General features: G+C 72.5%; 24 protein-coding genes and 4 pseudogenes. 10 read left to right on the top strand and 18 right to left on the bottom strand.

Annotated elements, in window-relative coordinates; all coding sequences use genetic code 11:
• The first annotated feature begins 59 nt into the window (after nt 1-59).
• Nucleotides 60-722 (top strand): deoxynucleoside kinase, encoded by a 663-nt coding sequence (locus tag HHL19_RS22810; RefSeq protein ID WP_169092158.1) that lies wholly within the window; start codon nt 60-62, stop codon nt 720-722.
• A 43-nt stretch (nt 723-765) separates the two neighbouring features.
• Here the strand turns inward: HHL19_RS22810 and HHL19_RS22805 are convergent, their stop codons facing one another.
• Nucleotides 766-1458 carry an HAD family hydrolase gene (locus tag HHL19_RS22805; protein ID WP_169092157.1) on the bottom strand — a complete coding sequence of 231 codons (693 nt, stop codon included), beginning with the start codon at nt 1456-1458 and terminating at the stop codon, nt 766-768.
• A 200-nt stretch (nt 1459-1658) separates the two neighbouring features.
• Between HHL19_RS22805 and HHL19_RS22800 the strand changes: the two genes are divergently transcribed.
• Nucleotides 1659-2699 (top strand): SDR family oxidoreductase, encoded by a 1041-nt coding sequence (locus HHL19_RS22800; protein ID WP_169092414.1) that lies wholly within the window; start codon nt 1659-1661, stop codon nt 2697-2699.
• Nucleotides 2700-2796: 97 nt separating this feature from the next.
• Nucleotides 2797-3120: a plasmid stabilization protein gene (locus tag HHL19_RS22795; protein WP_169092156.1), complete on the top strand. Its 324-nt coding sequence runs from the start codon at nt 2797-2799 to the stop codon at nt 3118-3120.
• A gap of 35 nt (nt 3121-3155) precedes the next feature.
• Here HHL19_RS22795 and HHL19_RS22790 read toward each other — a convergent pair whose 3' ends face one another.
• From HHL19_RS22790 to HHL19_RS22775, 4 genes are all read right to left on the bottom strand, one after another.
• Entirely contained in the window at nt 3156-3941 is a 786-nt protein-coding gene (locus HHL19_RS22790; protein WP_169092155.1) for a metallophosphoesterase, read from the bottom strand.
• Nucleotides 3938-4201 (bottom strand): hypothetical protein, encoded by a 264-nt coding sequence (locus tag HHL19_RS22785; RefSeq protein WP_169092154.1) that lies wholly within the window; start codon nt 4199-4201, stop codon nt 3938-3940. Before HHL19_RS22785 ends, HHL19_RS22790 begins: the two co-directional genes overlap by 4 nt.
• The gene (locus tag HHL19_RS22780; protein WP_169092153.1) at nt 4198-4899 is read right to left on the bottom strand and encodes a nucleotidyltransferase family protein; all 702 of its coding nucleotides are present in this window, start codon (nt 4897-4899) and stop codon (nt 4198-4200) included. Before HHL19_RS22780 ends, HHL19_RS22785 begins: the two co-directional genes overlap by 4 nt.
• 142 nt (nt 4900-5041) lie before the next feature.
• Nucleotides 5042-5239 (bottom strand): hypothetical protein, encoded by a 198-nt coding sequence (locus HHL19_RS22775; protein ID WP_169092152.1) that lies wholly within the window; start codon nt 5237-5239, stop codon nt 5042-5044.
• Here HHL19_RS22775 and HHL19_RS38575 point away from each other — a divergent pair.
• From HHL19_RS38575 to HHL19_RS22760, 3 genes are read left to right on the top strand one after another with little or no spacing between them, the layout of a single operon-like run.
• A complete protein-coding gene (locus tag HHL19_RS38575) occupies nt 5228-5602 on the top strand; it encodes an FtsX-like permease family protein (protein WP_169092151.1) in 375 nt (124 codons plus the stop codon). The genes HHL19_RS22775 and HHL19_RS38575 overlap by 12 nt on opposite strands.
• A 58-nt stretch (nt 5603-5660) precedes the next feature.
• Nucleotides 5661-6401, top strand: coding sequence for an ATP-binding cassette domain-containing protein (locus HHL19_RS38570; RefSeq protein WP_346768377.1), 741 nt, complete (start codon nt 5661-5663; stop codon nt 6399-6401).
• 12 nt (nt 6402-6413) lie between these two features.
• Nucleotides 6414-6872, top strand: coding sequence for a universal stress protein (locus HHL19_RS22760; protein WP_206325095.1), 459 nt, complete (start codon nt 6414-6416; stop codon nt 6870-6872).
• A 76-nt stretch (nt 6873-6948) separates the two neighbouring features.
• Here HHL19_RS22760 and HHL19_RS22755 read toward each other — a convergent pair whose 3' ends face one another.
• A complete protein-coding gene (locus HHL19_RS22755; protein WP_169092150.1) occupies nt 6949-7905 on the bottom strand; it encodes an NmrA/HSCARG family protein in 957 nt (318 codons plus the stop codon).
• Nucleotides 7906-8091: 186 nt separating this feature from the next.
• Nucleotides 8092-8853: pseudogene (locus HHL19_RS22750) on the bottom strand (collagenase); the annotation flags it as partial.
• Nucleotides 8854-9235: 382 nt separating this feature from the next.
• Here HHL19_RS22750 and HHL19_RS22745 point away from each other — a divergent pair.
• Nucleotides 9236-9817: an EF-hand domain-containing protein gene (locus tag HHL19_RS22745; protein ID WP_169092149.1), complete on the top strand. Its 582-nt coding sequence runs from the start codon at nt 9236-9238 to the stop codon at nt 9815-9817.
• A 115-nt stretch (nt 9818-9932) separates the two neighbouring features.
• Entirely contained in the window at nt 9933-10859 is a 927-nt protein-coding gene (locus tag HHL19_RS22740; RefSeq protein WP_169092148.1) for an LLM class F420-dependent oxidoreductase, read from the top strand.
• 82 nt (nt 10860-10941) lie between these two features.
• On the opposite strand, the pseudogene HHL19_RS22735 reads toward HHL19_RS22740, so the two are convergent.
• Nucleotides 10942-11180: pseudogene (locus HHL19_RS22735) on the bottom strand (hypothetical protein); the annotation flags it as partial.
• A 104-nt stretch (nt 11181-11284) separates the two neighbouring features.
• Between HHL19_RS22735 and HHL19_RS22730 the strand changes: the two are divergent.
• The gene (locus tag HHL19_RS22730) at nt 11285-12019 is read left to right on the top strand and encodes a hypothetical protein (RefSeq protein WP_169092146.1); all 735 of its coding nucleotides are present in this window, start codon (nt 11285-11287) and stop codon (nt 12017-12019) included.
• Nucleotides 12020-12172: 153 nt separating this feature from the next.
• Here the strand turns inward: HHL19_RS22730 and HHL19_RS22725 are convergent, their stop codons facing one another.
• The 8 genes and pseudogenes from HHL19_RS22725 to HHL19_RS22690 form a co-directional block, all read right to left on the bottom strand.
• Nucleotides 12173-14074: an FHA domain-containing protein gene (locus HHL19_RS22725; RefSeq protein ID WP_169092145.1), complete on the bottom strand. Its 1902-nt coding sequence runs from the start codon at nt 14072-14074 to the stop codon at nt 12173-12175.
• Between the two features lie 739 nt (nt 14075-14813).
• A complete protein-coding gene (locus tag HHL19_RS22715) occupies nt 14814-15095 on the bottom strand; it encodes a hypothetical protein (protein WP_169092144.1) in 282 nt (93 codons plus the stop codon).
• A 486-nt stretch (nt 15096-15581) separates the two neighbouring features.
• Nucleotides 15582-16496 carry a hypothetical protein gene (locus HHL19_RS37600; RefSeq protein ID WP_240981852.1) on the bottom strand — a complete coding sequence of 305 codons (915 nt, stop codon included), beginning with the start codon at nt 16494-16496 and terminating at the stop codon, nt 15582-15584.
• A gap of 136 nt (nt 16497-16632) precedes the next feature.
• Nucleotides 16633-16794, bottom strand: a pseudogene (locus HHL19_RS37595) (ATP-binding cassette domain-containing protein); the annotation flags it as partial.
• A gap of 127 nt (nt 16795-16921) precedes the next feature.
• A complete protein-coding gene (locus HHL19_RS22705) occupies nt 16922-18217 on the bottom strand; it encodes an MFS transporter (RefSeq protein ID WP_169092142.1) in 1296 nt (431 codons plus the stop codon).
• Nucleotides 18214-20139, bottom strand: a complete 1926-nt coding sequence (locus HHL19_RS22700; protein WP_169092141.1) for an ABC transporter permease subunit — start codon at nt 20137-20139, stop codon at nt 18214-18216. The genes HHL19_RS22705 and HHL19_RS22700 overlap by 4 nt, the downstream gene beginning before the upstream one ends.
• Nucleotides 20140-20144: 5 nt before the next feature.
• A complete protein-coding gene (locus HHL19_RS22695) occupies nt 20145-21653 on the bottom strand; it encodes an ABC transporter substrate-binding protein (protein WP_169092140.1) in 1509 nt (502 codons plus the stop codon).
• A 74-nt stretch (nt 21654-21727) separates the two neighbouring features.
• A pseudogene (locus HHL19_RS22690) lies at nt 21728-21975 on the bottom strand (hypothetical protein).
• Between the two features lie 411 nt (nt 21976-22386).
• Between HHL19_RS22690 and HHL19_RS22685 the strand changes: the two are divergent.
• A complete protein-coding gene (locus tag HHL19_RS22685) occupies nt 22387-22869 on the top strand; it encodes a hypothetical protein (RefSeq protein ID WP_240981808.1) in 483 nt (160 codons plus the stop codon).
• A gap of 40 nt (nt 22870-22909) precedes the next feature.
• On the opposite strand, the gene HHL19_RS22680 is transcribed toward HHL19_RS22685, so the two are convergent.
• Together HHL19_RS22680 and HHL19_RS22675 are read right to left on the bottom strand one after the other, a co-directional pair.
• Entirely contained in the window at nt 22910-24433 is a 1524-nt protein-coding gene (locus tag HHL19_RS22680) for an aldehyde dehydrogenase family protein (RefSeq protein ID WP_169092139.1), read from the bottom strand.
• Between the two features lie 171 nt (nt 24434-24604).
• The gene (locus HHL19_RS22675; protein ID WP_240981807.1) at nt 24605-25951 is read right to left on the bottom strand and encodes a GAF domain-containing protein; all 1347 of its coding nucleotides are present in this window, start codon (nt 25949-25951) and stop codon (nt 24605-24607) included.
• Nucleotides 25952-26167 lie beyond the last annotated feature (216 nt).

Raw genomic sequence — 26167 nt, 5'->3', positions numbered from 1 at the left:
CGGGCGATGGGGGCACCCGGCTCTCGCCGTGAAACAGGAATCCCAGGGAGAAGTGAGGTATGTCGGTGATCTGCGTCGGAGGCATGATCGGGATCGGCAAGACGAGCGTGGCCGAGCTTCTGGCGAAGGAGCTGGGCAGCGACGTCTTCTACGAGAGCGTGGACGACAACCCGATCCTGCCGCTCTTCTACACGGCGAGCCCCGAGGAGATCCAGGCCAAGCGGTACCCCTTCCTGCTCCAGCTCTACTTCCTCCAGACGCGCTTCGCGTCGATCAAGGAGGCGTACAGGCAGGGCGACAACGTCCTCGACCGCTCCATCTACGAGGACTGGTACTTCGCCAAGGTCAACCACGACCTGGGCCGCATCAGCTCCCTGGAGATGCAGGTGTACGAGGGCCTGCTGAACGAGATGATGCGCGAGATCGACGGCCTGCCGTACCGCAAGGCACCCGACCTCATGGTCTACCTGAAGGCGGACTTCGAGACCGTGCTCAAGCGCATCGGGCTGCGCGGCCGCGATTTCGAGCAGGACGAGGCCCTCGTGGAGTACTACCGGACGCTGTGGTCCGGCTACGACGACTGGGTCCACAAGCACTACTCGGCCAGCGAGGTTCTCGTCATCGACATGAACCGCACCGACGTCGTGCACGACCCCGACGACGCGGCCCGCGTCGTCCAGCAGGTCAAGGACGCCCTGGCCGCCGCCAGGTCCCGCGCCTGAACCGACACGCGGTACGGGGCGGGCGCGCGCGGCGGTCCGGCGGTCACTCCGGGGGCCGGGACAGCGGGCTGGTGTCGATCCTCCGCAGCAGGGTCATGGCGTCCTCGCAGACCAGCACCGCGCCCGCCCCCTCCAGCTCGGCGCGCGTCGCGCCGCCCGTCAGCAGGCCGACGCACGGCAGCCCGGCGCGCCCGGCGGCCTCGACGTCCCAGACGGTGTCACCGACGAAGACCGCGTCCTCGGGCTCGGCGCCCACCGCCTCCAGGGCCGCCTCCACCAGGTCGGGCGCCGGCTTGGTGGCGTCCACGTCCCCGCCCGAGGTGGCCGCCTCGATCACGTCGTCGGCGCCGAGCAGCCCGCGGACGGCGGCGACCTCCTCCTCGGAGGCCGAGCTGGCGAGCACGACCCGCCAGCCTCGCGCGTCCACCGCGCGCAGCAGCTCCGTCGCGCCCTCGAAGGCGCGGAGGTTCTCGTACCAGGCGGCGTAGAGGGCCGCGTGCGTCCCGGCGATCGAGCCGTCCTCGGCGCGTCGGCGCCGCTCGCCGAGAACCGCGTCGAGCAGGCGGTCGGAGCCCATGCCGATGGCGTGGTGGATACGGGACATCGGTACGTCGTGACCGTGCCGGCGCAGCGCCTGCCACCAGGTGACGGTGTGGAGGTAGGTGGTGTCCACCAGGGTCCCGTCGACGTCGAACAGGGCAGCGCCCCGGGACGCCCGTGCCGCACGCGCGGTCATCGTGTCCTCCTCACGCCGTGCCCCTCGCCTCGGTCCGGTCACGCGACTACCCGACCGTGGTCCTCCCATCCGTACCGGCGCGTGTTCCGCCGGAGCCGGGGGCAAGGGCCAAGTGGGGGGGCGTGCCCCCGCGGGCGGACAGGAGCGTGATCATGAACCGGACGTCCGATGTCTCCTCGTTCGTCGAAAGCCTGCTGGCGATGGCCGCGGCGGCGCGCGAGCCCCGGCGGCCGTTCGAGGGGCGCACGGTGGTGGTGACCGGGGCGAGCGCCGGGGTGGGACGGGCCACCGCGCGCGCCTTCGGCGAGTCCGGGGCCCGGGTGGCCCTCCTCGCGCGCGGCCGGGTCGGTCTGGAGGCGGCGGCCGAGGAGGTCCGCCGGGCCGGTGGCGAGGCCCTGGTCGTGCCCGTCGACATGGCGGTGGCGGGGAGCGTGGAGGCGGCGGCGGACCGCGTCGAGAGCCGCCTCGGGCCCGTGGACGTCTGGGTGAACGCGGCGTTCACGTCCGTCTTCGCGCCGTTCCTCGCGGCGGCGCCGGACGAGTACGAGCGGGTCACGGAGGTGACGTACCTCGGCTGTGTCAACGGCACCCGGGCCGCGCTGCGGCGGATGCTGCCCCGGAACTCGGGCGCGGTCGTCCAGGTCGGCTCGGCCCTCGGCGAGGCCGCCGTGCCGCTGCAGGCCGCGTACTGCGGGGCGAAACACGCGATCAACGGCTTCACCGCCTCCGTACGGCTCGAACTCCTGCACCTCCACAGCCGGGTGGCGGTCACGGTGGTGCAGCTGCCGGCCGTGAACACCCCGCAGTTCTCGTGGGCGCTGTCCCGGCTGCCGTACCGCCCGCGCCCGGTCCCGCCGGTGTACCAGCCGGAGGTCGCGGCCCGCGCCGTCCTCCACGCCGCCCGCCGGCCGCGGCGCCGGGAGCACCTGGTCGGGGCCTCGACGGCGGCGGCGGTGCTCGCCCACCGGGCCGCGCCCGCTCTCCTGGACCGGTACGTCGCGCGCACCGGATACGCGTCCCAGCAGACCGGCGAGCCGGCGACGGGCGAGGAGCCGCACAACCTGTGGGCCCCGCTGGACGGGCCCGGCGGACAGGACCACGGAGCCCACGGGACCTTCGACGACGAGGCGGCCGCGCGCTCGCCGTACGCCGCCCTGGCCCGCCGACCCGTCGCCACCGGCGCGGCGGTCGTGGGCGCGGTGGCGCTGGCGGCCCGGAGCCTGCGCGGGCGGCGCGGGTGAGGGACCCGGGCGCCGCATGAAGGCCGGGGGAAGGGGCAACCGCGCGAGAGGAAGCCCCTTCGCCGTCCGGAAGGGGCTCGTCGGGAAGGAGTACGCCATGCCTCGTGGATCGAGTGCCAAGCGGGAGCGGCAGTACGAGCACATCAAGGAGAGCGCCCTGGACCGGGGCGAGAGCGAGAAGCGCGCCAAGGAGATCGCCGCCCGCACCGTGAACAAGGAACGGGCACGCTCGGGCGAGTCCAAGACGGCGAGCAAGAGCTCCACGCAGGACATGTCGTCCTCGCGCCGCGGCGGCAAGCGCTCGCACAGCGGCTCCGAGGGGCCCACGTACGACCAGCTGTACGCGGAGGCCCAGCGGCGCAACCTGCACGGGCGTTCCCAGATGAACAAGGCGGAGCTCAAGCGGAAGCTCGGTCACTAGGGCCCTGAGCGGTCACTAGGCCCCTGAGGCGGTCACTAGGCCTCTGAGCGCGTTCGGGAGACCGGCAGTTCGTAGAGCGCGAACGCGCGGTCGATGACCGGCTGGGCGACGTTGCGCACGCGGACCCCGCCGGCCGTCGTGCCGTGCTCCGTCCCGAGGTGGGCGTGGCCGTGGACGGCGAGGTCCGCGCCCACGGAGTCGATCGCCTCGGCCAGCAGGTAGCTGCCGAGGAACGGATAGATCTCGACGGGCTCACCCGCCAGCGTGTCGGGGACGGGAGCGAAGTGGGTCAGAGCGATCCGGACGTCGCAGCGCCGGGAGGCCAGCTCCTCCAGCGCGGAGGCGAGGCGCTCGGCGCCGACGTGCGCGACCCGGACCCAGGCCCGCATCTCCGGCTCGCCGAAGGCACCCGCGCTCCGGCCCGCGAACCCTCCGCAGAACCCCTTCACGCCGGCCACGCCGACCCGGTGGCCCGCGACGGGGAAGACGGCGGACTGCCCCTCCAGGACGCTGACGCCCGCGGAGCGGAGCGTACGGGTGACCTCGCCCTCCTCGTCCGAGTGGTAGTCGTGGTTGCCCAGCACCGCGACGACCGGGACCCCGACGTCACGCACCTCCTCGGCCACCACCCGGGCTTCGTCGACGGTGCCGTGCCGGGTCAGATCGCCGGCGAGGAGGAGCAGGTCGGCGCACCCGGGGAGCGTCGTGAACGCGGGACGCAGCAGCCCCTCGCACCCCGGAGCCAGATGGATGTCACCGACCGCCGCCACCCTGACGACGTGGTCGGCGCCGCCCGGGGCGGTCCGCGTCGGCCGGGTCATGGCAGCCGCTCCCGGTGGTCGGGCGCGTCGGCGGAGGGCGTGGTGAGGTCCGTGCGGACGACGAGCCCGTCCAGTTCCTCCTCCGCCACCCGCAGGATCTCGTCCCGGCGGCCGGCCGTGGGCAGCGCACCGGTCAGCAGGACCGTGTCGCCGCGCAGTTCGATCCGGACGCCGAGTTCGGCGATCTCGTCGCCGGCGAGGCGTTCGCGCAGCCGGGCGATCCGGTACTCGACCTCCCGGGAGGTGTGTCCGGCGGTCATCGGCCCGGCTCCCCTCCGTCGTCGGGGCGGGACGGGACGACGTCGAGCCGCTCCAGCAGGTACAGGAAGGCCGCCGCCATCGGCTTGTCCCCGGACTCCTCGCGTACGCGGTCCCAGTCGACGCGCTCCCGCAGCCCGCGGGCGACGGGGAGCAGAGTCCCGAAGTCGCAGTGGTGCTCCGAGAACGCGGCCATCCGTCCGACCATGAGGTCGGTCGGATGGATCACCGGCATGTGCACCGAGTCGACGGGCAGGGTCTCGGCGCGCCGGAGCAGCTCGGTCGTGACGGGGCGGCCCGCCAGGGCGAAGATCAGATCGATCTGCTCCCCGTTCCTGCGGCCCTTGACCAGCCAGTCCTCGGGCGGTTCCACGATCTCGATCCCGTGCTCGCCGAGCAGGGGCGTGACCTGCTCGGCGTCCTCCCTCCGTACGGCGAAGTCCACGTCGTGCTGCAGACGCACGGGGATTCCGTGGGCGTACGCGGCGACGCTGCCGACCAGCGCGAACGGACACCCCGAGGACTTGAGGACCCCGGCGACCTCCTTCGTGACCTCCAGGATCGCCTGGGTGTGGTCCGCCGGCAGGTCCCGCCGGCGGTGACCACGGTCCGTGCGCGCCGCGAACCCCGCGGGACCCGTGTGCCGTCGGTCGTCGGCGGCGGTGTCACCGTGCGCGGGGGCTCCTCCGGCGAGGTTCATCTCGATCCCTCCTGCCGCGTGCGCCGCTGCGGTCCGAAGCCCCGAGGGTCTGCCAGTACCCCGTCCGCCCCGAAGAATGCGCCGGGAGACGTGGTGCCGGACGTTCCCCACGAGCACGGACGTCCGGGCGTCGTCGGGCGCCTCAGTGGGCCCCCGCGCCGAACTCGGCGTGCTGGGTGCGCAGGGCGAAGTCGGCCTCTGCCGCCGGCGGGTCGCCGAGAGAGCGGCGTCGGGTCTCCGCGCGGGCCTCCTGCATCAGTGCCCGGAACTCGACGTCCGTCAGCCTCGGGCGGTACGGGCGACCGCCGGCGTGACTCCGGTTCTCCGCGTGCGTACGCATGGTGACCGATCCGCCTCTCTCGTTCTCGTACCGCGTGTACCCGGTCCGCCCCGGCGCAGGCTCCTCGGCATCGGGGAGAGGGCGGCCGAGTTCGCGGTCCTGCAGGCCACCGGCTGGTCCGACGCCCACCTCGTACGCCTCGTCCTCCACGAAGGCGCGCAGCTGGGCGCCCTCGGGGCGACCTCCGGAGCCGCCGCGGGTGCGGCGCTCGTCGTCTGGCTCACCGGCACGTTCACCCCGGCCCTCGCCGCCACCCCCGCGGCGGCCGCGCTCGGCGGCGTCCTCCTCACCACGACGGCCGCGCTCGCCCCCGCCGCCGCCCTGCTCCGCCTGCCGACGGCCCCCCTACTCGCCGAGGACTGAACCACGGACCACCCCACGACCCCCTCCCCTCCCCTCCACGCCCGGCGGCACGTCGGGCGTGGCCATCGAGGCCACCGGCCTGTCCCGGTCGTTCGACCGCGGCGAGGCCAGGATCACCGCGGTCGACGGCATCACGCTCCAGGTGCCGCCCGGCCAGATCGTCGCCGTCACCGGTCGCTCCGGATCCGGAAAATCGACCCTGCTGCACCTGCTCGGAGCCATCGAACGCGCCGACGCGGGCAGCATCGTCGTCGACGGAACCGGCATCACCGCGCCGGGCAAAAAGGACCTCACCCGCTACCGCAGGACCGTCGGCTTCGTCTTCCAGCGCTTCCACCTGCTCCCCGCCCTCACCGTCCTGGACAACGTCCTGGCCCCCGTCCTCCCGCGCCGCACTCCCTACGACAAGCACGCGCGCGCCCGCGAACTCCTCGACGCCGTGGGCCTCGCCGACCGCGCCCACGCCCACCCCGCCCAACTCTCCGGCGGCCAGCAGCAGCGCGTCGCCCTGGCCCGCGCCCTCGTCGCCCCCCCCGCGCCTGCCGCTCGCCGACGAACCCACCGGCGCCCTCGACTCGGCCACCGGAGCCGCCGTCATGGACCTCATCGTCCGGCTGGGCCGCGAGCACGGCACCACCGTCCTCATCGCCGCCCACGCACGTTCGGTGGCGGCGGGCTGCCGGCGCGCCCTCCACATGCGCGACGGCCGCGTCGTCTCGGACGACGGACAGGCGTAACCCATGTCCGCACGGGTAGCCGCCGGTCGAGGGGGCCGACTCGCGCGGACGGCTCGCGGTGAAGGGACTGCGCCATGAACACCGGCACGCACGCAGAGAAGGCCCGGCGCATCGTCGTCGGGGTGGACGGCTCCCCGGACTCGTACGAGGCCCTGCGATGGGCGGCGGACCAGGCACGCCTGACGGGGGCGAAACTGGAGGTCTGGGGCGCCTACGACGTACCCGGAGCGACGGGCCGGTCCGCGCCGGCCGTGGACGCCGCCTACGACGCGGCACACGCCAGACAGGTGATGACCGAGGAGATACGCGGCGTGCTCGACCGGACCGGCGACGTGCCCCTCGAAGAACACGTGGCCCGCGGCAACCCGGCCGGCGTCCTGACCGAGGCGTCGAAGGGCGCCGACCTGCTCGTCGTCGGCAGCAGGGGCCGCGGCGGCTTCGCGAGCCTCCTCCTGGGGTCCGTCAGCCAGCAGTGCGCCCTGCACGCCTCCTGCCCGGTCGTGATCGTCCGCCCCGGCACCACCGCCACGTGACACCACCGCCACGTGACACGGAGCCACGGGCCACACGGAGCCACGTGACACACGGGTCGGGCGCCGTCCCCGGCCGTCACCGCCAGGCGTCCAGCAGTGCGTCGCGGTGGCCGGCCACCCAGGTGGCGAAGGACTGCAGGCCGGGGTCGAGGCGGCGGGCGGCGGCGACGTCGCGGGCCGCGGTGAAGCGGTGCTCGCACTCCGCGTAGTACTGGAACATGTTCCCCGACTCGTCGACCCCGGGTGCGTCCTGCGCGCGCCAGGCGTCCGGCGTGAGGGGCCGGTACCGTACGGGGACGCCGAGGGACTCGGTCAGGGCCGCGGCCATCGCGTCGACCGTGAGGTGTTCGCCGGCGATGCTGATCGTGGCGGCGACGAAGTCGGCACCGCCGTGGAGGACGGCGAGGGCCGTCCTGCCGATGTCGTCGACCGCGATGCCGGAGAGCCGGCTGTCGCCCATCGGGTAGGAGAGCCGGAAGGTGCCGTCCGGGTCGCGCTGCGGGGCGAAGGCGTCGAGGAGGTTCTCCCAGTAGAAGGTGGCGCGCAGGAACGTGGTCGGCACCGCCTCGTCGAGGAAGTACTGGTCCGCCTCCGCCTTGCCGTCGAAGTGCGGCACCTTGTAGCGCTCCTGGAGCGTCGGCATCCGCGCGTCGTCGAGGGGGACGCAGTCGCGCGTGTCCTCCAGGGTGGACCAGATCGCGTGCCGGACACCGGCGTGGGAGGCGGCCCGCGCGACCGCCCGGGCCTGGGCCTTCTCCCGCTCCGCGTCCATGTGCTCCCAGAAGTTCGTGACCACGAAGGCGCCGTACGCGTGCTCGACGGCCGGAACGAGACTCGGCGGATCGTCCATGTCGGCCCGGACGACGTCGTCGACGCCGAGGCGCTTCAGCTCCCGGGCGGCTTCGCCGTCGGGGTGACGGGTGACGGCGCGTACGGTGAACTCCTCCTCACCGTCGGCGAGGATGGCCCGCACGAGCCCGCCACCCTGCCTGCCGGTCGCCCCGAACACGGTGATGATCTTCTTCTCGGTCATGGCTCGATCGCCTCGCACCTCGGTCACCCGCGGCTCTTCACGAGAGCGCGCCGCGGCCGCGCTCGTCCCTCTCCAGCGCTTGCCCCGCACGGGCGCCGGCATGCCCCCGCGACGCGCACCCGCCGCGAGGGCCTCTCCGTCGGCGCGCCCCGCCGAGGGGCGGTCAGGCGCCGGGAGCGGTCAGGCGCCGGCGGCCACGTCCGTCAGCCAGGCGTGCCAGTCGTCCTCGTAGTCCAGCGCGGTGAGGAACGCGCGGGCGGCGTTCCAGTTCCCGGTGCGGTAGTGGCCGAGGACGGTCGCGACGTCGTCCGGGTGGCGCTCGATCATGTAGCGGGTGGCGAGATAGCCCCAGTTGTAGGTGCGGTTGACGTCGCTGTTGGCGTAGGTGGTGTCGAACAGCGTGCGCAGCGCGTAGGTGTGCTTGCCGGCCTCGGCGAGCGCGTTGGTGTAGGGGATGCCGCGGTAGGAGTAGGAGATGTACTCGGCGATGCCCTCGCCCCACCAGACGGTGGGGGTGGTCTGGCTGTCGGCGAAGTCGCCGTGGAGGTCGTAGCGGCCGTCGAGGTAGTGGGTGTACTCGTGGTTGAGGTTCCAGATCTGCCAGCCGGGGCTCACGTCGGTGCGTTCGTAACATATGAACCGGGGCTGGTTGCCGGTTCGCGCGGGGTCCCCCTCCAGGTACATGCCGCCGTTGTTGGTGTCGATGCCGTAGATCCGGCCGGCGTACGCCTTGTAGTCCGCGCTCGAGTTGAAGACGTCGACCTCGAGCTTGGTGTTGTAGTCGTCGGCGACGGGGCCCGAGTCCTTGACCACGCTGTGGAAGGTGGCGTCCTGGCCGGCGAGGCTCTCACAGGTGGCGGCCAGTTGGGCGGCGGTCATCTCCTGGGCGCGGATCCGCAGTGTCGGGCCGCAGTCGTGGACGAGGGGCAGGATCCGGGCTTCGAGTCTGCGGCCGCCGGCCGCGGTGAGGGCGGGCGTGGTCTTGCCCGTGCCGTGGGCCGGGCGCTGCCCGGCGTCGGCGAAGACGTGGTCCGGGGCGGGCTCGCCCCGGCCGGTCGGCGCCGCGTGGGCGGCGGCAGCGGGGGTGGCGACTGCGATCAGCAGGGCGGTGGCGATGGCCAAGGCGCGCAAGTTCGGCTCCTGGAAGGTGAGGTGGGAACCCGTCGGCTTCGGGATGCGGAGTAAAATGGCACATGTCACATGTCTGTGCAAGGGTGTGCGCAGGACCGCGACCGGACTGCTCGCCCCTTTCCGGTCGGCGTCTCGTGGCCCCGCGTGGCGGACGCATCCCCGCGTCCCGCCGCAGGACACGCGACGACGAGGAGCGGTGATGACCGGTCAGGACTTTCTGACGGCGAAGATCGAGCGCGGTTTCGACCGGCTCGACGTGAACGGCAACGGTGTGCTGACCGAGGACGACCACGTGGTCATGGGCCGCCGCGTGGCGTCCTGCCTCGGGCACGCCGAGGACTCCCCGGAGGCGCGGCGGATCGCCGACGCGTACCTGGGCATCTGGCGGGAGGTGCACCTGCCGTTCCTGCCGGCCGGCGGGCAGGGAATCCCGAAGGACCGGTTCGTCGCCTCGACCCGATTGCTGGCCGGGAACCCCGGTGCCGCCGAGGCGACCCTCGGCGGGATCGCCGAGGCCTACCTGCGGATCGCGGACATCGACCAGGACGGGCGGGTCGGCCCCGAAGAGTTCCTCGCCTTCCGGCGCGGGCACTTCCCCGGGTTCACCGAGGAGGACGCGGCCGAGGTGTTCCGGCACCTCGACACCGATGGCGACGGCACGCTGTCGCCCGCCGAATTCACCCACGCCGTCGTGGAGTTCTGGACCAGCCCGGACCCCGAAGCCCCCGGCAATTGGTGGATGGGACAGCCGGTACCCAAGCCGGTACCGAGCCAGGATTGATCCGCCCGTCTCCGACCCGTCGAAGCCGGGGGCGGCGGGGTGTTCCGGGTGACGGTGCCCAGGCGGTTCGCGCGGAGAAGGAATTCCCGTGCTGCCGACGCCTGTTGCGGCGTACATGAATCTCGGAGTAAAGCTCAGCTCGACCTCCCGGCAGCTTCCCCTCGACAGCACCGTCGCGCTCGCGCGTGAGGCGCGGGACGCCGGTCTGCACTCGGGGTGGTTCGGTCAGTCCTTCGCGTACGATTCCCCCTCGCTGGCCGCGCTCGTCGGCCGCGAGGTGCCGGACCTGCACGTGGGGACGGCCGCGATCCCGATCTTCGGCCGCCATCCGCTGCTCGTCTCCAGCCAGGCCCAGACGGCGCAGGCGGCCACCGGCGGCCGCTACCACCTCGGGCTCGCGCTCGGAACCCGGCACCTCACCGAGGGCGCGTTCGGCCTGCCGTACCAGCGGCCCATCGGCCTGCTCAGGGAGTTCCTCACCGCCCTGCGGCCCCTCCTCGAAACCGGCGAGGCCGACTTCCACGGCGAACTGCTGACGGCGACGACCCCCTACTCCGCAGCCGTCCCGGGAGCGCGGCCGCCGGTGCCGGTGCTGGTCGCGGCCATGGGGCCGCAGGCCCTGCGCGTGAGCGGTGAACTCGCCGACGGGATCCTGCCGTTCCTGGCCGGACCGCGTGCGCTCGCCGAGCACATCGTCCCGGCCGTGACCGCCGCGGCGAAGGCGGCGGGCCGGCCCGCGCCCCGGATCGTGGCGCTCGTCCCCGGTGCGGTGACGGCCGACGCCGAGGGTGTGCGGCAGCGCGCCGCGGAAGCGCTCGCACTGTACGAGCGCGTCCCCTCCTACCAGCGCGTCATCGAGCTCTCCGGCGCCGACCGGGCCGCCGACCTGGCCGTCCTGGGCGACGAGGAGGCCGTGGCCGCCGAGGTGCGGCGCTACCGCGACGCCGGGGCGACGGAGGTGGTGTTCACCGCGACGGACCTGAGCGGCGAGGACGACCGGCGCCGCACCTGGAAGCTGCTCGGCGAGCTGTCGTGCGACTGAGCCGGCCGCGCCGGTCGTGCCGGTCGTGCCAGTCGCGCCAGTCGCGCCGGACCCTACCGGTGCGCGCGGCGGCCTCGCCCCGTCAGAGCTGCTCCGGTACCTCCACGTGGTCGCCGATCGCGACGACCAGGACCCGGGAGCCCGGTTCGGTGGAACGCCGGCGGTGGCGGACGCCGCCGGACGGCAGCAGGGTGTCGCCGAGGCCGAGGTGGTGGATCCGGCCGTCGGCCACGTACATGAGCTGGTCGTTGCGGTGCCGGAAGCCGCGGCCCGCCGCGTGCGCGCGCCGACGAGCTCCAGCGTGTGCAGCCGGTGACGGCCACACGCCGCGCGATCGAAACAGCCGGTGTCTCCGGCACGGACGACATCGACCGTACGGGTCTCGGCGGCGACTCGCGCCGCTGCCGGCCCAGCAGGTCCTGGCGATGATGCCGCCCGGGGCCACGGCCTCCCTGCTCAGCGCCATCCTCCCGCAGCCCCCAGGCGTGTGGCGGATCGGCGGCGACCTCCCGTTCGCCATGCTGCCCGGCGGCGCGCCGCCGACGCCGTCCTCCTGGCGGTACTGCCCCTGCACGCCCGGGTCGTACGGCTTCCCACCCCTCGTCATGGGCGTGACGGTGTTCCCCGACGGCACGGGCGAGCCGCGCGCGGTGCTGCTCGCCGCGCTCACGGTCGCCGCGTACGTGCTCCTGCATGGCGTCTGGCGCCAGACGTCCGTCCTGATAGACATGGCGGCGGGCACCGCCGTGGGGGCGACGACCGGGCTCTGGGCCTTCGCCCCCGCCGCCGGAAGCGGCTTCGGGACATGGCGGTTCGGCCTGGTGGCCGCCCTTCCGCTGCCCGGGTTCGGCCGCACCACGCCGACCGAGATCACCGGCCAGACCGTGCTCGACAGCGAGACCCCCGGCCGTACCCCCGCTCCGGAGCGGGACGCCCCGCGCGTCGCCCGCGCCGACGCCGTGGTCTCCCTCACCGGCGGACCGCAGCCGCTTCGTCACCGCAGGCGCCGGAGTGCGCCTGACCGCCCTCGGCCAGCGGAGTGCCGAGCATCGAGATATGCGCTTCTACCACGCCGCTCGCGTCGGGGCAGGGCGCGCTCGCGCGCGACGGCCGAGAGGGTGGTCCGCCTGGGCCGGGGGCGTGGGTCGGCGGCGTGCTGAGGCAGAGCACACGTCGTCGTCGCTGAGCCCCCGTTCGCGTCCGTACCGGTCCGGCGCCTCGGGAAGGGCGTCCACCGGCAGGACGACCACCGCGGGCCGCCCGGAAGTTCCCGAGGACTGATCGGGCCTCCGCCCTGAATCCGGCGGTGACACTCACGGTGTCGCGGGGGTCCTTGTCGTGGCGGTCGTGGCGGGTGCGTCCTGTCGGTAGAAGATGTCGATGTCCACCTCTTCGCCGCCGACGATCAGGGTGTCCCATGCTCCGCTCTCCCACAGTGTGTGCAGGGTCGAGGAGTTGAGCGACTCGAGGTGGTTCCGGAGGGTCGGGTCGTCGGGCATGCCGGGGAGGCGTGACGCCAGCCGGCCGCGGATCGACCGCAGTCGTTCCATGAGGGCGTCGACGGCCGCGGCCCTGTCGACGTGCTTCCCCTCGTTCTCCTCGATGCTCCGGGCCACCTTCTCCTTGATCGGGAGGCTGACGCCGTTCTCGTCGGTGGTGATCATCGTGTTCCAGGCGCGGCTCTTGTGCCGGTACTGGAGCATGGACATCGCTGCTTCGTGGCGCGCGAAGTCGGCGTCGCGGAACGGCCTGCCCGTCCAGGCCCCATCGAGGGACCGGGCCAGCGAGATGGCCGAGCCCAGTCCGCTGTTGAGCCCGCGCCCCGGCCAGAAGTGGATGGCGTTGGCGGCGTCGCCGAGGAGGAATCCGTACGTCCCCGGTGAGCTGGGTGTGGTCGCGTACAGCCGGGTGGTGAACCTGGGGCGCTGAACCATGTCGAGCCGGAAGGCCGTGACGGCGCTCAGGTCCTTCTCGGCGACGCTGAACAGTGCCAGCCCTTCCAGTACCCGCTTCCACAGGGCCGAGCCCTTGACCATGGCCGGCAGGAAGAGCGTGCTGTGCGTCGAGCACTGGAAATCACCGTGGTCGTCGCGGCCCATCACGCAGGGGCGTGAGGCGATGCACTCCTCGAATACGTGCCGGACCGGATCGATGCCGACGACTTCCGCGGCCTCGGCGTCGGTCAGCCGCATGTTCAGGAATCCCTCGCCGCGAAGGGCGTTGAGGAGAAAACGGTTCTGGGCGACGGTCAACAGGACCGTCATGGGGTCCGTGAGCGTCGATTTGACGCGGAGACCCAGGACGACGTCCTGGACGTGCTGACCGTGCAGCGAGTAGATGGATTTGTCGGCGGTGCCGAACTTGTCCGCGAAATACTCGCGCGTCCGGGAGCGGCCGCCCTCGCAGATGGCGAGTACGTGGTCCGTGGTGCCGGACTTCTGGTGCTCGGCCGGGTCGAACGCGGCGGGGACCAGCCGGATGCGGTCCGGCTTCTCGTTGGCCAGTTCGAGGAGCGTGTCCTCGATGTAGGCGATCCGGAGGTTCCTCGGGCTGCGGCCCCGGATCGAGTCGGGGCCGACGGGCCACATCTCGGAGAACGCGTCGCCACGGAACAGGCGTTGCTGCACCTCCTCGGGGAGGTTCAGGTACTGGCGGCTCTGCACGGTGACGACCTGTTGCCGGCGCACATTGCCCTGGCCTTCGCTCTTCCAGACGACCTTCGGCCCGTCCTGGGTCCAGCGGCCGTCGTGCACGGTGATGGCGACACGATGCCCCATGAGGTGTTCCAGGAGGAGAGCGAAGCTCAGGCCGACGGGGCCTCCGCCCGAAACCGTGACGTTCAGTACCGGCCCTGCCGTCACGGTCGCCTGGGGGGAGTGGCGGAGCGGGAGCGGCACGGAGAGGTCGAGGATGGTCTCCATCGCGTCGGCCGCCTCGAAACGGAACGTCTCGGTTCCTATCTCGATGAGATCTCCGGGCTGCAGTTCGTGCGAGGTCACGCGCGTCCCGTTGACGCGTGTTCCATTACTGCTGCCGCTGTCGTACACCACGAATCCGTGCCCCTCACGGCGCACTTCGGCGTGAAAACGGGAGACGTTTCCGCCGAGAATCACGATGCTGTTGTCGCCGTTGCGACCCAGGGTCACCGGTGTGGCGCCGATCGCGAACTGCTTTCCGGTCAGAGAGCCTTGATGGCCGACGAGCCGAGGAGGCATGGGTCACCCAATTCCATGAGTCACGGATCCGATGACGAATTGCGAAGCCGGTGACCGAACGGCGACACCTGCATCACACACCGCGAGTTGTCCGGCACGCAGGGCAATCCTAATGCGGCCACGACGTCGATGAGAAGGCATACGGACTGACTGGACATCACACGGTGTCCATTCCGTGAAGCTGTGACAGCAGAGGACCGGTGGGGGCGGCTGTGACGCATGTGAAAGAAACGCGAAACGGCAACGGTCGCGACACCGCCACGGCGGGCACGGCCCCGCCGGCGCCCCGCCGGCCGGTTGCACGAGGACCACGATGGTGAGTAGGCAGCCAAAGACGAAGGCGTAGCAGCGTCTCGGGGACGAGGAGGGTGGTGATGATGCGTGCCGGACCGGCTCCCATGGACCGGGCCACCTCGCTGACGCCGACCCCGAGGAGGGAGAGCGCGGCCTGGGTGGTGACCATCGCGGGCACGGTGAGGGTGATGTGCACCAGGATCCGGTGCCCGGACGCTCGGAAGGAGTTCGCGGAACATGATGTGCCGCCGGCTCGGGCCGAGAGCCCGCGCCGCCTCGGTGAACTCCCCTTCGCTCAGGGGTCGTACGACCGTGCGCAGCACCATGGGGAGCGGCACCCAGCCGAACAAGGAGAAGGCGAGGACCAGGACGAGGAGCTGCATCCAGGCGGGTTCGCTGCCGCCTGGCCCGACGAAGCGGGTCTGCACGACCGGGCCCAGGGTCGTCAGGAACAACAGGGCCGGGAACGCGAGCAGGAGGTTGCAGGCGAAGGTGCAGGCCCTGCCGAGGTGCGGATGCTGTACAGGAACTGGGCGAGGGCGTCGCGGCCGAGCCCGGGCTCGATGCCGAACCAGTGCTCGGCCGAGATGCCGTTCCGGCCGTAGTGCTCGGTCGGGATAGTGCCGTCGGGGGCGGTGATCAGGGGTGCCGCGAGGGCGAGGGGCACGAAGGACCCGGCGACACGCGACGAGACGATCCCGACCCGATCGCGCCGGAACGCGTCCACCTTCGATACCCCTACCACGCTGCCGCACTCCCTCTTTTTCGAGGCGCGCCGACGTGGGGGAACGTCCTGGATCACCTCGGAGATGGGTCGTCGCTCCGGACATGAGGCAAGTCGCCCGAACGCGAGATGGTCTTCACAGTCCGCAGGCACCTTCCTTCGTGTCGCTAGAAGAAGCCCGGCTTGTTCGGGGAATAGGACACCAGCAGGTTCTTCGTATGCTGGAGGTGCACGCCTCGCATGGCCTATGACCAGCGGAAACGACCTCGATTCGCCCAAGCTGTAGGCGGCTGGTCCGTGTATGGCCCGGATCTTGGTCGGCACGGAGTGGGTCCCTGACCGATGGCCCGTGGCGGCGGCGAGTTGGCACACAAGCGAGGGCGGGCCGACGGGCCGCCACCGAGCATGCCTTGATCCAACGTGCCACGAGAGAGAAGGTCGCCAGGCCGCGGCCTTACGCGGGAGTTAGCGCCCTGGGTTCCGCCGAATCTAGGAGAGGAGGGGGGAAGCTGCGAGCCCGCCTGTATCTAGGGTAAGGAGCGCGGTCTGGCTGTACTCGCGCCAGGTGCGCAGGTGGTCATTGCTGCGGGGCTGACGTTCGCCAAACACGCCCAGCACAATCCGCATGTGTAGTTGTTCGAGACGCTGGGTGAGCCAGTCCCGCCGGACCAGGAGTGTGTTGATCGTTCCGGTGGGCCTGGTGCCTCGCAGGCCCCTCACGACCAGTTGGCCTTCGGAGGTGTGCCAGTTGCCGTTGTCGGGGTCGCAGTGTAGACCGGCTCCGTTCATGAGCCGCGTGCAGGGAGCCGTCGGTGGTGCGGGCGAACCTCTCTGGGGCGCAGGGACCGGTAGAGGGTTGGACCACTGGGCGGCCAGCTTGTGCAGATTGGCAAGCAGATCCTTGTCAGTGAGGGCTGTCTTCGTGCGGCGGCCCTTGAACTGCTCCAGACTGCCATTGGGTGCGGCGGGTGGTTCGGTGTCGCCGACTGCGTAGTTGGGCTGGGAGGGCGTGTTGTCGTCATCCGTGTCGTGTTGGAGCAGGGGAAGCTCACTCAGGTAGACGGCATGCCAGGCGGGGGGTTCCGGCATCCAGCGGCCCATGAGGCTGCGCGAACTCAGGAACTCCATGACCTGTTCGTGCTGGGTGTCCTCGACGAGCCAGCTGTGCACGATGTGCCACTGTTCCGCCTGGCCGGTCCAGTCTTTCCCGGCGGCGTGATCGGAGACGTACTCGTTGAGTACGACCCAGGAGGCTCCGTCCAGGACGCGGCTGCCCAGTTGTGCTAGGTCTGGCAGCTCCTCGGTGGGATGAGGGGCCGGCGGGAGCGTGGGATCGATGTCGGCCAGGAGCAGTGCCGCAGCGCCTGGACAGTGGGTGAACTGGCGGGTCGGTCGGTGCTTCATGTGTCGATGGTTGGCGAGACGTTCGACCAGTGCATGCAGACACACTGCACAGTCTTCGAGCTCGGAGCCCTCCCGATCCGGGTTGTGCTTCGGGGGCGGTCGGGACCACCGCCAGCCGCCGGGCGAGCGTGGTCGGCGATGTCTGCGCGAGGTCGGAGCCGCCGATCCGGATCCGCCCGTCGCGCGGCGGAAGCAGCCCGCACAGGGTCCGTGGCAGCGTGGACTTGCCCGCGCCGTTGGGGCCGAGCAGGACGGTCGGTTCGCCGGCCCGTGCTTCGAGGTCGGGCCCCGCGAGCACGGCCCGCTCCGCGACCGTGCCGCGCCGACCGGGTGCGGTGGCCGACGGAGAGCCCCTGCGGGGTACGTGTCGTCCTCGCCCACGAGGTGAGTGGGGCCGGCGGAACGTCGGATGTCAGGGAGGGGCGTCAGCGCACCGGGATCCTCCCCTCCGTCCCGCCTTCGGCGCTCTCAGGCCGGTGTGGCAGGAGAGCCACGGCCAGGGCGGGCAGGGCGGCGAGGACGAGCCACGGTACGGCCGGCGGCAGGCCCAGGTCGAGGAGGGAGCCGGTGGCGGAGCTGCCGATGAGAACGATCAGGCCCGACAGGGAGGACAGAGCGCCGGTGTAGAGGCCGAGGCGGCCTTCCTCGGCGAGGTCGGGCACCCAGGCGCGGGCGGCCGGGACGACGAGCATCTGGCCGAGGGTGAGCAGGACGACGTATCCCGCGGCGGGAAGCAGGGCCCAGGTCCCCGTCCAACCGGCGGGGAGGGCGGCGGCCACGACCGCGAAGCCGGCCGCGATGATCAGCAGCCCGGTGGCCATGGAGCGGCGCAGGTCGAGCCGGTCACTCGCCCAGCGGGTCATCGGGAGCTGGGCGCACACGACCAGCAGGGAGGACAGGGCGAACAGCCAGGACAGGGCCTCCTGGGACCCGGTCGCGCGCCGCACCTCGTCCGGCAGGGCGAGGTAGAGCTGGTTGTAGGCGAGCAGGTAGGCGCCGTACGCGCAGCACAGGGAGAGGAAGCGGCGGTTGCGCAGCAGCACGCGCACTCCACCGCGTTCCCGAATGCGGACCCGGCCGGGGATGTGCTGCGGCATCAGCCACATGTGCCCGGCCAGAACGAGGACGAAGACCCCGGCTCCGGCGAGGCAGACGGTGCGGAAGTCGACGGCGAGCAGCAGGGCGCCGAGCAGCGGGCCGACGAAGGCGCCGGCCTGTCCTGCCGCGCTGAGCAGGGCCAGTACCCGGGTGCGTGAGCCGTGGCCCTCTTCCTCCCAGATCACCGCTTGCCGGGCGACCTCGGACTCCACCGCCGGGGAGAACAGGGCGGCGGCGAAGCCGATCAGCAGCACGGCGCCGATCACGCTCCACGTCGCCTCCGCGTACCCGAGACAGGCGAAGCCGGCGATCCGCAGCACGCAGCCGACGAGGACGAGGGGGCGCACGCCGTGACGGTCGACGAGCCAGCCGCCGACCATGAACAGGCCCTGCTGGCTGAAGGTGCGCAGGCCGAGGACGAAGCCCACCATCCAGCCTGCCATGCCGATCGCGGTGCCGAGGTGCGTGGCGAGGAACGGCAGGACAGCGTAGAAGCCGACGTTGAAAGCGAGTTGGGTCAGGATCAGCAGCCGCAGGAGCGGTGAGAGGTGCTTCCAGGTCCGCTCGCGCGGGGATCGTGCGGCGGAGCGGCGGCGCAGGACGCGGGTCATCGGATCGCTCATGAGGTGGGTGAGGGGGAGGGGGATACGGCGGCGAGGACGGTGTCGGCACGCGGCGGTTCCATGTCCGGCGGAACCTGGGGCGCGGAAGGTCCGGGCCGTGCGCCGGGCCGGGAGTTCCGCTTCGGGCGGGGCAGGCGCACACCGCCGGACGCGGTCACGGCCAGCGCCCCGAGCAAGGCGAGGACGGCGGCGGGGGCGAAGACCGCCCACGGTGCGCGTTCGGCGTACGGCTGGTTCTCGGCGATCAGCAGACCCCACTCGGGAGAGGGCGGCTGGGCGCCGAGGCCGAGGAAGCCGAGGGCGGCCAGGGCGAGGGCGATGCCGGGGAGCCGGAGCACGGCATGGCGGGTGACGGGTGGCAGGACGGCGGGCAGGAGCACGCGCCGGAGCACGTACCGGGATCCGGCGCCCAGCGCGCGGGTGGCCGCCAGGTGGGTGGTGGCGCGCTCCTGCTGGAGCAGGGCAGCGGTGTGGGTGGCCAGGGGGGACCAGGCGACGACGGCCACGGCCAGCGCGGGTGTCCACGACCCGCTGCCCGCGATCCCGGTGACGAGGAGGCCGGCGAGGACGGGCGGCAGGGCGTTGACGGTGTCGACGACCGGAGCCGACAGTCGGGGCAGCAGGCCCAGCAGGATGCCGGTCACGAGGGCGAGGGCGCTCACCGCGAGGGCTGTACCGAGGGTGTCGAGCGCACCGTGGGCGATGCGGGCGAGGATGTCCCGGCCGAGGGCGTCGGTGCCGAACGGGTGCGTCCAGGACGGGGACTTCAGCCGCGCGCTGGTGTCCAGCGCGAGCGGGTCGCGCGGCAGGCCGGATCCGATGACCGCCAGCAGCAGCGCCCCGTACAGCACAGGCGCGATGCCGCGCGCGGGCGGGGTCGGCCGGTGCAGGGACTGCAGGGCGCCGTCGCGCAGTGCGGGCCCGATCATGAGCCGGGCCACGAACCGGGCCAGGAGGCCGACGGCCGCCGCGAGCACGACCAGGGCGAGCGTGCCGGTCTGCAATACGGGCAGGTCCTGGGCGAGGGCGGCACGCAGGGTGAGCCGGCCGAGGCCCGGAATGTCGTAGATCTGCTCGATGGCGACGGAGCCGCCGGTCAGACCGACCACGAACAGTCCCAGGTTCGGCAGGAGTCCGGGCACGCAGCGGCGCAGCGCCTTGCGGGCGACGGACTTCGGCGGGAGGCCGCGGGCGGTGGCGGCCAGGGCCCAGGGCTCGGCGAACGCGCTGGGCAGCAGGTCGTCCAGCATGCGCCCGAGGACGGCGCCGGCGGGCAGCCCGAGGGCGAGCGAGGGCAGCACCATCCACTGTGGTCCATACCAGCCCAGGGCGGGCAGCCAGCCGAGTTGTACGCCGATCACCGAAGCCAGCACGGAGGCGACGAGGAACTCGGGGAGCGCGGCCAGCACCGCGGCCCCGGTGCCGACCGGGCTGCGGTCGCCGAGCCGGCGCCGCGAGCCGAGCCGAAGGGTACGGGCGCACACCGCGGCGGCCGTGGCGGAGGCGACGGCGAGAGCCCCGGCCATCAGCAGCAGGGAGACACCGAGGGCCTGGGCGGCGGCGGGCAGCACGTCGGTGCCGGAGACCCATGACTGGCCCGCGTCACCGTGCACCAGCCCGCCCAGCCAGCGTCCGAGCAGGGTCGACGGGCCTTCACCCAGGCCGAGTTCGTGGCGGATTGCGTGCAGTGTCTCCGGAGTCGGGTCGCGTTCCGCCGAGCGGGCCTTGAGGACGGTCAGCGCCGGGTCGGTGCGCGACAGCCACGGCAGCAGGCCGATCGCGCACACCAGGGCGGCCGTGAGGACGGTCCGCCACAGCAGGACGAGGCCACCGCCCCGCGCGAGGGCGCGTAGGCCACCGCCCCGCGCGAGGGCGCGGAGGGCGGCGGGCAGCGCGGAAGGACCGCTGAAGCCTACGGACATGCTGCTCAGCGCCGGGTTCCGGTGCCGATGAGCTGCCGCTCGAACGGGTCGAGCAGCGCGCCCCTGACGGACGTGCCGATCCCGGTGACGACCTTCAGATGGACGAGAGGGATCTCCGCATCGGTGCTGAGGATCGCCGCCTCCGCTGCCAGGGCGGCGTCCTGCCGTTTCGCCGGGTCGGACTCGGCCTGGGCGGCGGCGACCAACCTGTCGACGTTCTTGTCGCACAGGAACGACAGGTTGTAGCTGCCGCCGCAGGTGTGGTCGCTGGCCAGGACGGTGACCGGGTCCCCGGTGTCGAGCATCATGTTGCGGGAGACGACGGCGGCGTCGAACTCCGCGGCGAGCAGGTCGCTTTCGAGCCGGGCGTAGGTGCGGACCTCCAGCTTCACCTTGAACCCGGCCTTCTCCAGCTGCTGCTGCAGCACCTGGGCCGTCTCGGGCAGTTCCGGCCGGTCGTTGAAGGTCGCGATGGTGATGCTCTTGCCGTCGGGGCCGGCGGCCTCCGCCCGGCCGGCCGGCTCGGTACGCTTGTCGGCGGCCCAGGTCAGTGCGGGGCCGTAGAGCCCCTGTGCGGGTTCGGCGTACCCCTCGTACACGCCCTCGGCGACGGCGGAGGCGTCGACCGCCTCGCGCGCGGCGGCACGCAGCCGCGCGTCGGTGAACGCGCCGGACCTGGTGTTGAGGTACAGGCTCGTGTTGCGTGCGGTGTTCGTCTCGTGAGCTGTGCCCTTGGCCAGTGAGGAGACCTGGGCCACGGGGAGCGTCTCGGCGATGTCCACATCGCCCGTGCGCAGGGAGTTGGCGCGGGCGGTGCCGTCGGAGACGAACTTCGCGTCGATGCCGGCGGCTTGGGCGCGCCCGCCCCAGTAGTCGTCGAAGCGCTCCAGGGTGGCCGCCGTGTCGCCGGTGGTCTTCGTGAGTTCGAACGGGCCGGTGGCGGTGCCGACCGGGCTGGCGGCTCCCTTCGTGTCGTACGCCTTGGGGGAGAACACCGCCAGGCTCGGGTTGGTCAGCCGTAGCGGCAGCACCGGGTCGGCCTCGTCTGTGCTCACCCGGACCTTGCCGCCACCTGCGGCCTCGGCGGTCAGCTTCACCCCGGAGACCGCGGAGGGTGTCGGCTCGGCCGCGGCGGCGTGGGTGAGGGCGGCGGCGACGGCCTCGGCGGTGACGTCGCCGCCGTCCTGGAACTTGGCATCCCGCAGGGTGAACACCCAGCTCCTGCCGCCCTTCTCGCTGTTCCACGACTCGGCGAGCGCGGGCACCACCGTGCCGTTGGCGTCCAGACGGGTCAGCCCCTCGCTCACGCCCAGCTTGGTCAGGAGGAACGCGTCCCGTCCGTACGGGGAGAAGTTCTCCGCGGGCGCGAAGGCCATCGCGACGCGCAGTCGTGAACCCTCGCCGGAGCCCGAGGCCCCGGAGGCGGGCGAACCGCTGTCGCCGGAGGCGAAGCAGCCGGTGAGCAGCGGGACGAGGAGCAAACCGGCTATGAGCCGACGGCGGGGGCTTCTCATGATGGGGGTTCTCGTCTTCCGGTCGTGCCGATCAAGGGACGTCGACCGCTAGAGTAAGCGATAATCGTTTTCATTTAAACCATGGGTGCCTCGAAGCGCAGGGTCCCCTGATCTCCGTCGGGCTCCGTCCGCTCGTCGAGCACCAGCTTTCCCAAGGACCGTCACAGCGCCTCCGCGCCCGGCGAGGACGCATCCAGAGTGGGTTCGGCGGGTGCGCGGGGCCTCACGCGTCCAGGGCCGCCAGGAGCGTGTGGCGGGGCGGGGCGGGCGGGGCGAGTTGGAAGCGTTCGGGATCGATGATGTCGGCGTGCCATCGCGGCACGTAGCCGGTGTCGAAGTCGCGGTGGACGTCGTACGCAGGGCGTTGGACGCGCTCGGCCGGAAGATCGACGGAGAGTCGCCCGCGGAGAGTCCGCCGCGGCGAAGACCACCCTGCGGAAGCGATCGGCCTTCAGCGAGGTCCTCGGAACTGCCGTCGACAAGGGACACTTCGCGGAGAATCCGCTCGCAAGGGTCAAGTGGCAGGCCCCTGGGGTGAGCGATGAAGTGGGCCCGCCCTGAGTGCCGAACCCGGCCCAGGTTGCTCGCCTGCTGACCGCTGCTGGCGAACAACAGGGCCGCGGCCCGCACCTTGAGGCGTTCTTCGGCTGCATGTACGACGCGGCCATGCGTCCGGCGGAGGTCGTCCACCTGCGGATCTCGCAGTGCCATCTGCCGAAGAGCGGCTGGGGGCATGCTCAACCTGAGCGGAGGTGTCGTCACGGCCGGCAAGGAGTGGACGGACGAGGGCGCGGCCCACGAAGTGCACTCCTTGAAGCGGCGAGCCGTCAAGGCCACACGTCCCGTGCCGATACCGCCGCCGTTCGCGCACACGCTGCGAAAACACGCCGATCGCTTCGGCGTGGCGCCCGATGGCCGAGTGTTTCGCAATGCGGCCGGCGGCTACGTCGATGCAGCGGGCTACGGCAAGCTCTTTCGGTCCTACGCCAAGTTCCTGGACAGTCTGCAGGAGCATTCCCACCGGCTGGTCAAGGAGCCGATGCAGAACTGGAGCCGGCGCAGCGAGGACAGCAGCCCAAGGGCTGAGCCGCCATCTGGCCCGTGTATGGCCCGGAACCGCTGGTCAGGACTGGGATACCGGCGGGATGAAAGGGATGAAGGGGGCATTTCTGCACCTCCCCCATGGGAGGGGCGTGCGCTCCAGAAAGGCGCCTGACCCGGGGAAAACTCCAGGTCAGGCGCCTCCTTTCGTGCCGTTAGAAGAAGCCGAGCTTCTTCGGCGAGTAGCTCACCAGCAGGTTCTTCGTCTGCTGGTAGTGCTCCAGCATCATCCTGTGGTTCTCCCGGCCGATGCCCGACTGCTTGTAGCCGCCGAAGGCCGCGTGGGCCGGGTAGGCGTGGTAGCAGTTGGTCCAGACGCGGCCCGCCTGGATGGCGCGGCCCGCGCGGTAGGCGGTGTTCGTGTCGCGGGTCCAGACGCCGGCGCCGAGGCCGTACAGGGTGTCGTTGGCGGTGCGGATCGCGTCGTCGAAGTCGGTGAAGGAGGTCACCGCGACGACCGGGCCGAAGATCTCCTCCTGGAAGATCCGCATGCGGTTGTCGCCCTCGAAGACCGTCGGCTGGATGTAGTAGCCGCCCTCCAGGTCACCGCCGTGGCCGACCTGCTGACCGCCCGTCAGGATCTTGGCGCCCTCCTGCTGGCCGATCTCCAGGTAGGAGAGGATCTTCTTCAGCTGCTCCGCCGACGCCTGCGCGCCGATCATCGTCGCCGGGTCCAGTGGGTGGCCCGCGACGATCGCCTCCGTGCGGGCGACCGCCGCCTCCATGAACTCGCCGTAGCAGCCCCGCTGCACCAGCGCGCGCGACGGACAGGTGCAGACCTCGCCCTGGTTGAGGGCGAACATCGTGAAGCCCTCCAGCGCCTTGTCGCGGAAGTCGTCGTCCGCCGCCCACACGTCCTCGAAGAAGATGTTCGGCGACTTGCCGCCCAGCTCCAGCGTCACCGGCTTCAGGTTCGCGGAGGCGTACTCCATGATCAGGCGGCCCGTCGCCGTCTCGCCGGTGAAGGCGATCTTCGCGACCCGCGGGGAGGAGGCGAGCGGTTTGCCGGCCTCCTCGCCGAAGCCGTTGACGATGTTCAGCACGCCCGGCGGCAGCAGGTCGGCGACCAGGCTCAGCCAGTAGTGCACCGAAGCCGGCGTCTGCTCCGCCGGCTTCAGCACCACCGCGTTGCCCGCCGCCAGTGCCGGAGCCAGCTTCCACACCGCCATCAGGATCGGGAAGTTCCACGGAATGATCTGCCCCACCACCCCCAGCGGCTCGTGGAAGTGGTACGCCACCGTGTCCTCGTCGATCTCGCTGAGCGACCCCTCCTGCGCCCGCAACGCCCCCGCGAAGTACCGGAAGTGGTCGATGGCCAGCGGGATGTCCGCCGCGAGGGTCTCCCGTACCGGCTTGCCGTTGTCCCAGGTCTCCGCGACCGCGAGCGCCTCCAGGTTCGCCTCCATACGGTCGGCGATCCGCAGCAGCACCGCCGACCGGTCGGCCGCCGGGGTCCGCCCCCACGCCGGCGCGGCCGCGTGCGCCGCGTCCAGGGCACGCTCCACGTCCTCCTCGGTGCCCCGGGCGATCTCGGTGAACGGCCGGCCGTCGACCGGGCTCGGGTTCTCGAAGTACCGGCCGCGCGCCGGGGCGACGTACGCGCCGCCGATCCAGTGGTCGTAACGCGGCTGGTACGCCATGAGCGCGCCCTCGGTGCCGGGTGCGGCGTAACGGTTCATCGGCAGACCTCCCTGAAGGTCGTCGTACGGATCCGGGCCGCCGGGGCGCCGCCGGGACCGCCGGAAGGCGGTGACCGGAGGCCGGAGGCCGGGCGGCGGAAGCCGAGCGGCGGACGGCGGGCGCGCGGCGCCCCTGGGACGGCGAGGCGCCCGTCCGCTCGACCGGCGCCCTCACCGCCGAGTGTGGGGGAGCGGACGTTGCAACCCCGTTGCAGGGAGCGGACGGTGGACGTCCGTCGCGGGGAGGGGACGGTGGGCGTCCGGTGCGGGGGGCGGATGGTGGACGCCCGTTGCAGGCAGCGGTCTCGCCGGCCGCGTCGACCCCGCCGTCCCGGCCGACAGTTCCGCCTCCAGCGCGTCGAGTCGGGCGCGTACGGGCGCCGCCTGCGCCGCCGGCACCGCCGCGCACAGCGCCCGCCACACCTCCAGGTCGTCCTCGCCCCACGCGCTGTACGCCCAGTCCGCGAGCAGCAGAGGGTCCGCACGGGCCACGAGCGCCGCCCGCAGCCGGCCCGCCAGCCGTTCCCGGAGCCGTACGACCCCGGGCGCGGTCGAGCCGGGCAGCAGCGGGCCCGCGTACTCCCCGGCGGCCGCCGCGACCGCCCCCGAGGCCAGGCGCCGGTCCACCACCGCGAAGTCGGCGTCCACCGGTCCGGCCAGCCGGTATGGGCGCGAGGCCAGCACCTCGGGCCCGAGCAGCGACCGCAGCCGGGACAGTTCCGCCCGCAGCGTCACCGGGGTGACCGACCCGTCCTCGTACAACAGGGACAGCAGCTCCTCGCCGCCCACCCCCTCCGGCCGGTGTGCCAGGACCACCGCGATCTCGCTGTGCCGGCGGCTCAGCCGCAGCCGCCGCCCGTCCACCGCGAACAGCGCCTCGTCCCGGCCGAGCGCGGTCAGCCGAGGCCGCCCCGGCGCGGGCTCCGGCGTGAGCAGCGCCAGCTGCGCCTCGGCCGCCCGTGCCACCGCCCGTACGAGCCCGAGACTGTGCGGGTGGGCGAGCCCCGTGCCGCCGGTCAGGTCGACCGCGCCGAGGAGCCGCCCGCTGCGCGGATCGTGCAGCGGCGCCGCCGCGCAGGTCCACGCCCGCACCGGCGGCCGGAAGTGTTCCGCGGCCACCACCTGCACCGGCCGGTCGACGACGAGCGCGGTCCCCGGCGCGTTCGTCCCCGCCGCGGTCTCCGCCCAGCCCGCGCCGGCCACGAAGTTCATCCGCCGCGCCTGCCGCAGCGCCGCCGGATCCCCCTCCACCCACAGCAGCCGCCCGCCCGCGTCGCACACCGCGAGCAGATGCCCGCCGTCCCTGGCGTCCGCGCCGAGCAGCTCCCTGATCACCGGCATCGCCGCCGCCAGCGGATGTCCCGCCCGGTACGCGGCCAGCTCCTCCTCGTCGAGCTCCGTCGGCGCCGCCCCCTCCCGGCTGACCCGCGCCCGCTCGGACCGCCGCCACGACTCCGCCACCACCGCCCTGGGCTCCTCGCCGGGCCGCGCGCTCCACCGCGTCGTCGCCTCGCTCATGTCGGCCTCCCCATCGAGGTCGTACGGCTCGCTCCCGGCGCACATCGTCGTGCCCGCGCCGACCGCCGACAAGCATGCGGAACGAGCCGTGCGAGCACGAGGCCCCGGCGGAGCCGGGAAGGCCCCGGGAATCCCGGGGGAACCCGGGAGCTTCCGGAAGCGGAGCGGGGGCCTCACCGCGGGCCGAGGGGCGGCGTGCGGGCAGCGTAACCCGCC

It is taken from the genome of Streptomyces sp. R302, assembly GCF_012927245.1.
Classification (GTDB): Bacteria; Actinomycetota; Actinomycetes; order Streptomycetales; family Streptomycetaceae; genus Streptomyces.
This window is presented reverse-complemented; position numbering and strand designations above follow the sequence as displayed.

Excerpts from the sequence above, each read along its gene's own strand:
- HHL19_RS22760 (WP_206325095.1), top strand. The coding sequence starts at position 6,414 with ATGAACACCGGCACGCACGCAGAGAAGGCCCGGCGCATCGTCGTCGGG.
- HHL19_RS22780 (WP_169092153.1), bottom strand. The coding sequence starts at position 4,899 with ATGAACCTCGCCGGAGGAGCCCCCGCGCACGGTGACACCGCCGCCGAC.
- HHL19_RS22805 (WP_169092157.1), bottom strand. The coding sequence starts at position 1,458 with ATGACCGCGCGTGCGGCACGGGCGTCCCGGGGCGCTGCCCTGTTCGAC.
- HHL19_RS22675 (WP_240981807.1), bottom strand. The coding sequence starts at position 25,951 with ATGAGCGAGGCGACGACGCGGTGGAGCGCGCGGCCCGGCGAGGAGCCC.
- HHL19_RS22795 (WP_169092156.1), top strand. The coding sequence starts at position 2,797 with ATGCCTCGTGGATCGAGTGCCAAGCGGGAGCGGCAGTACGAGCACATC.
- HHL19_RS22680 (WP_169092139.1), bottom strand. The coding sequence starts at position 24,433 with ATGAACCGTTACGCCGCACCCGGCACCGAGGGCGCGCTCATGGCGTAC.
- HHL19_RS37600 (WP_240981852.1), bottom strand. The coding sequence starts at position 16,496 with ATGAAGCACCGACCGACCCGCCAGTTCACCCACTGTCCAGGCGCTGCG.
- HHL19_RS22725 (WP_169092145.1), bottom strand. The coding sequence starts at position 14,074 with ATGCCTCCTCGGCTCGTCGGCCATCAAGGCTCTCTGACCGGAAAGCAG.
- HHL19_RS22790 (WP_169092155.1), bottom strand. The coding sequence starts at position 3,941 with ATGACCCGGCCGACGCGGACCGCCCCGGGCGGCGCCGACCACGTCGTC.
- HHL19_RS22705 (WP_169092142.1), bottom strand. The coding sequence starts at position 18,217 with ATGAGCGATCCGATGACCCGCGTCCTGCGCCGCCGCTCCGCCGCACGA.
- HHL19_RS22810 (WP_169092158.1), top strand. The coding sequence starts at position 60 with ATGTCGGTGATCTGCGTCGGAGGCATGATCGGGATCGGCAAGACGAGC.
- HHL19_RS22685 (WP_240981808.1), top strand. The coding sequence starts at position 22,387 with ATGCTCAACCTGAGCGGAGGTGTCGTCACGGCCGGCAAGGAGTGGACG.
- HHL19_RS22700 (WP_169092141.1), bottom strand. The coding sequence starts at position 20,139 with ATGTCCGTAGGCTTCAGCGGTCCTTCCGCGCTGCCCGCCGCCCTCCGC.
- HHL19_RS22695 (WP_169092140.1), bottom strand. The coding sequence starts at position 21,653 with ATGAGAAGCCCCCGCCGTCGGCTCATAGCCGGTTTGCTCCTCGTCCCG.
- HHL19_RS22745 (WP_169092149.1), top strand. The coding sequence starts at position 9,236 with ATGACCGGTCAGGACTTTCTGACGGCGAAGATCGAGCGCGGTTTCGAC.
- HHL19_RS22740 (WP_169092148.1), top strand. The coding sequence starts at position 9,933 with ATGAATCTCGGAGTAAAGCTCAGCTCGACCTCCCGGCAGCTTCCCCTC.
- HHL19_RS22755 (WP_169092150.1), bottom strand. The coding sequence starts at position 7,905 with ATGACCGAGAAGAAGATCATCACCGTGTTCGGGGCGACCGGCAGGCAG.
- HHL19_RS22730 (WP_169092146.1), top strand. The coding sequence starts at position 11,285 with ATGATGCCGCCCGGGGCCACGGCCTCCCTGCTCAGCGCCATCCTCCCG.
- HHL19_RS22785 (WP_169092154.1), bottom strand. The coding sequence starts at position 4,201 with ATGACCGCCGGACACACCTCCCGGGAGGTCGAGTACCGGATCGCCCGG.
- HHL19_RS22775 (WP_169092152.1), bottom strand. The coding sequence starts at position 5,239 with ATGCGTACGCACGCGGAGAACCGGAGTCACGCCGGCGGTCGCCCGTAC.
- HHL19_RS22800 (WP_169092414.1), top strand. The coding sequence starts at position 1,659 with ATGGCCGCGGCGGCGCGCGAGCCCCGGCGGCCGTTCGAGGGGCGCACG.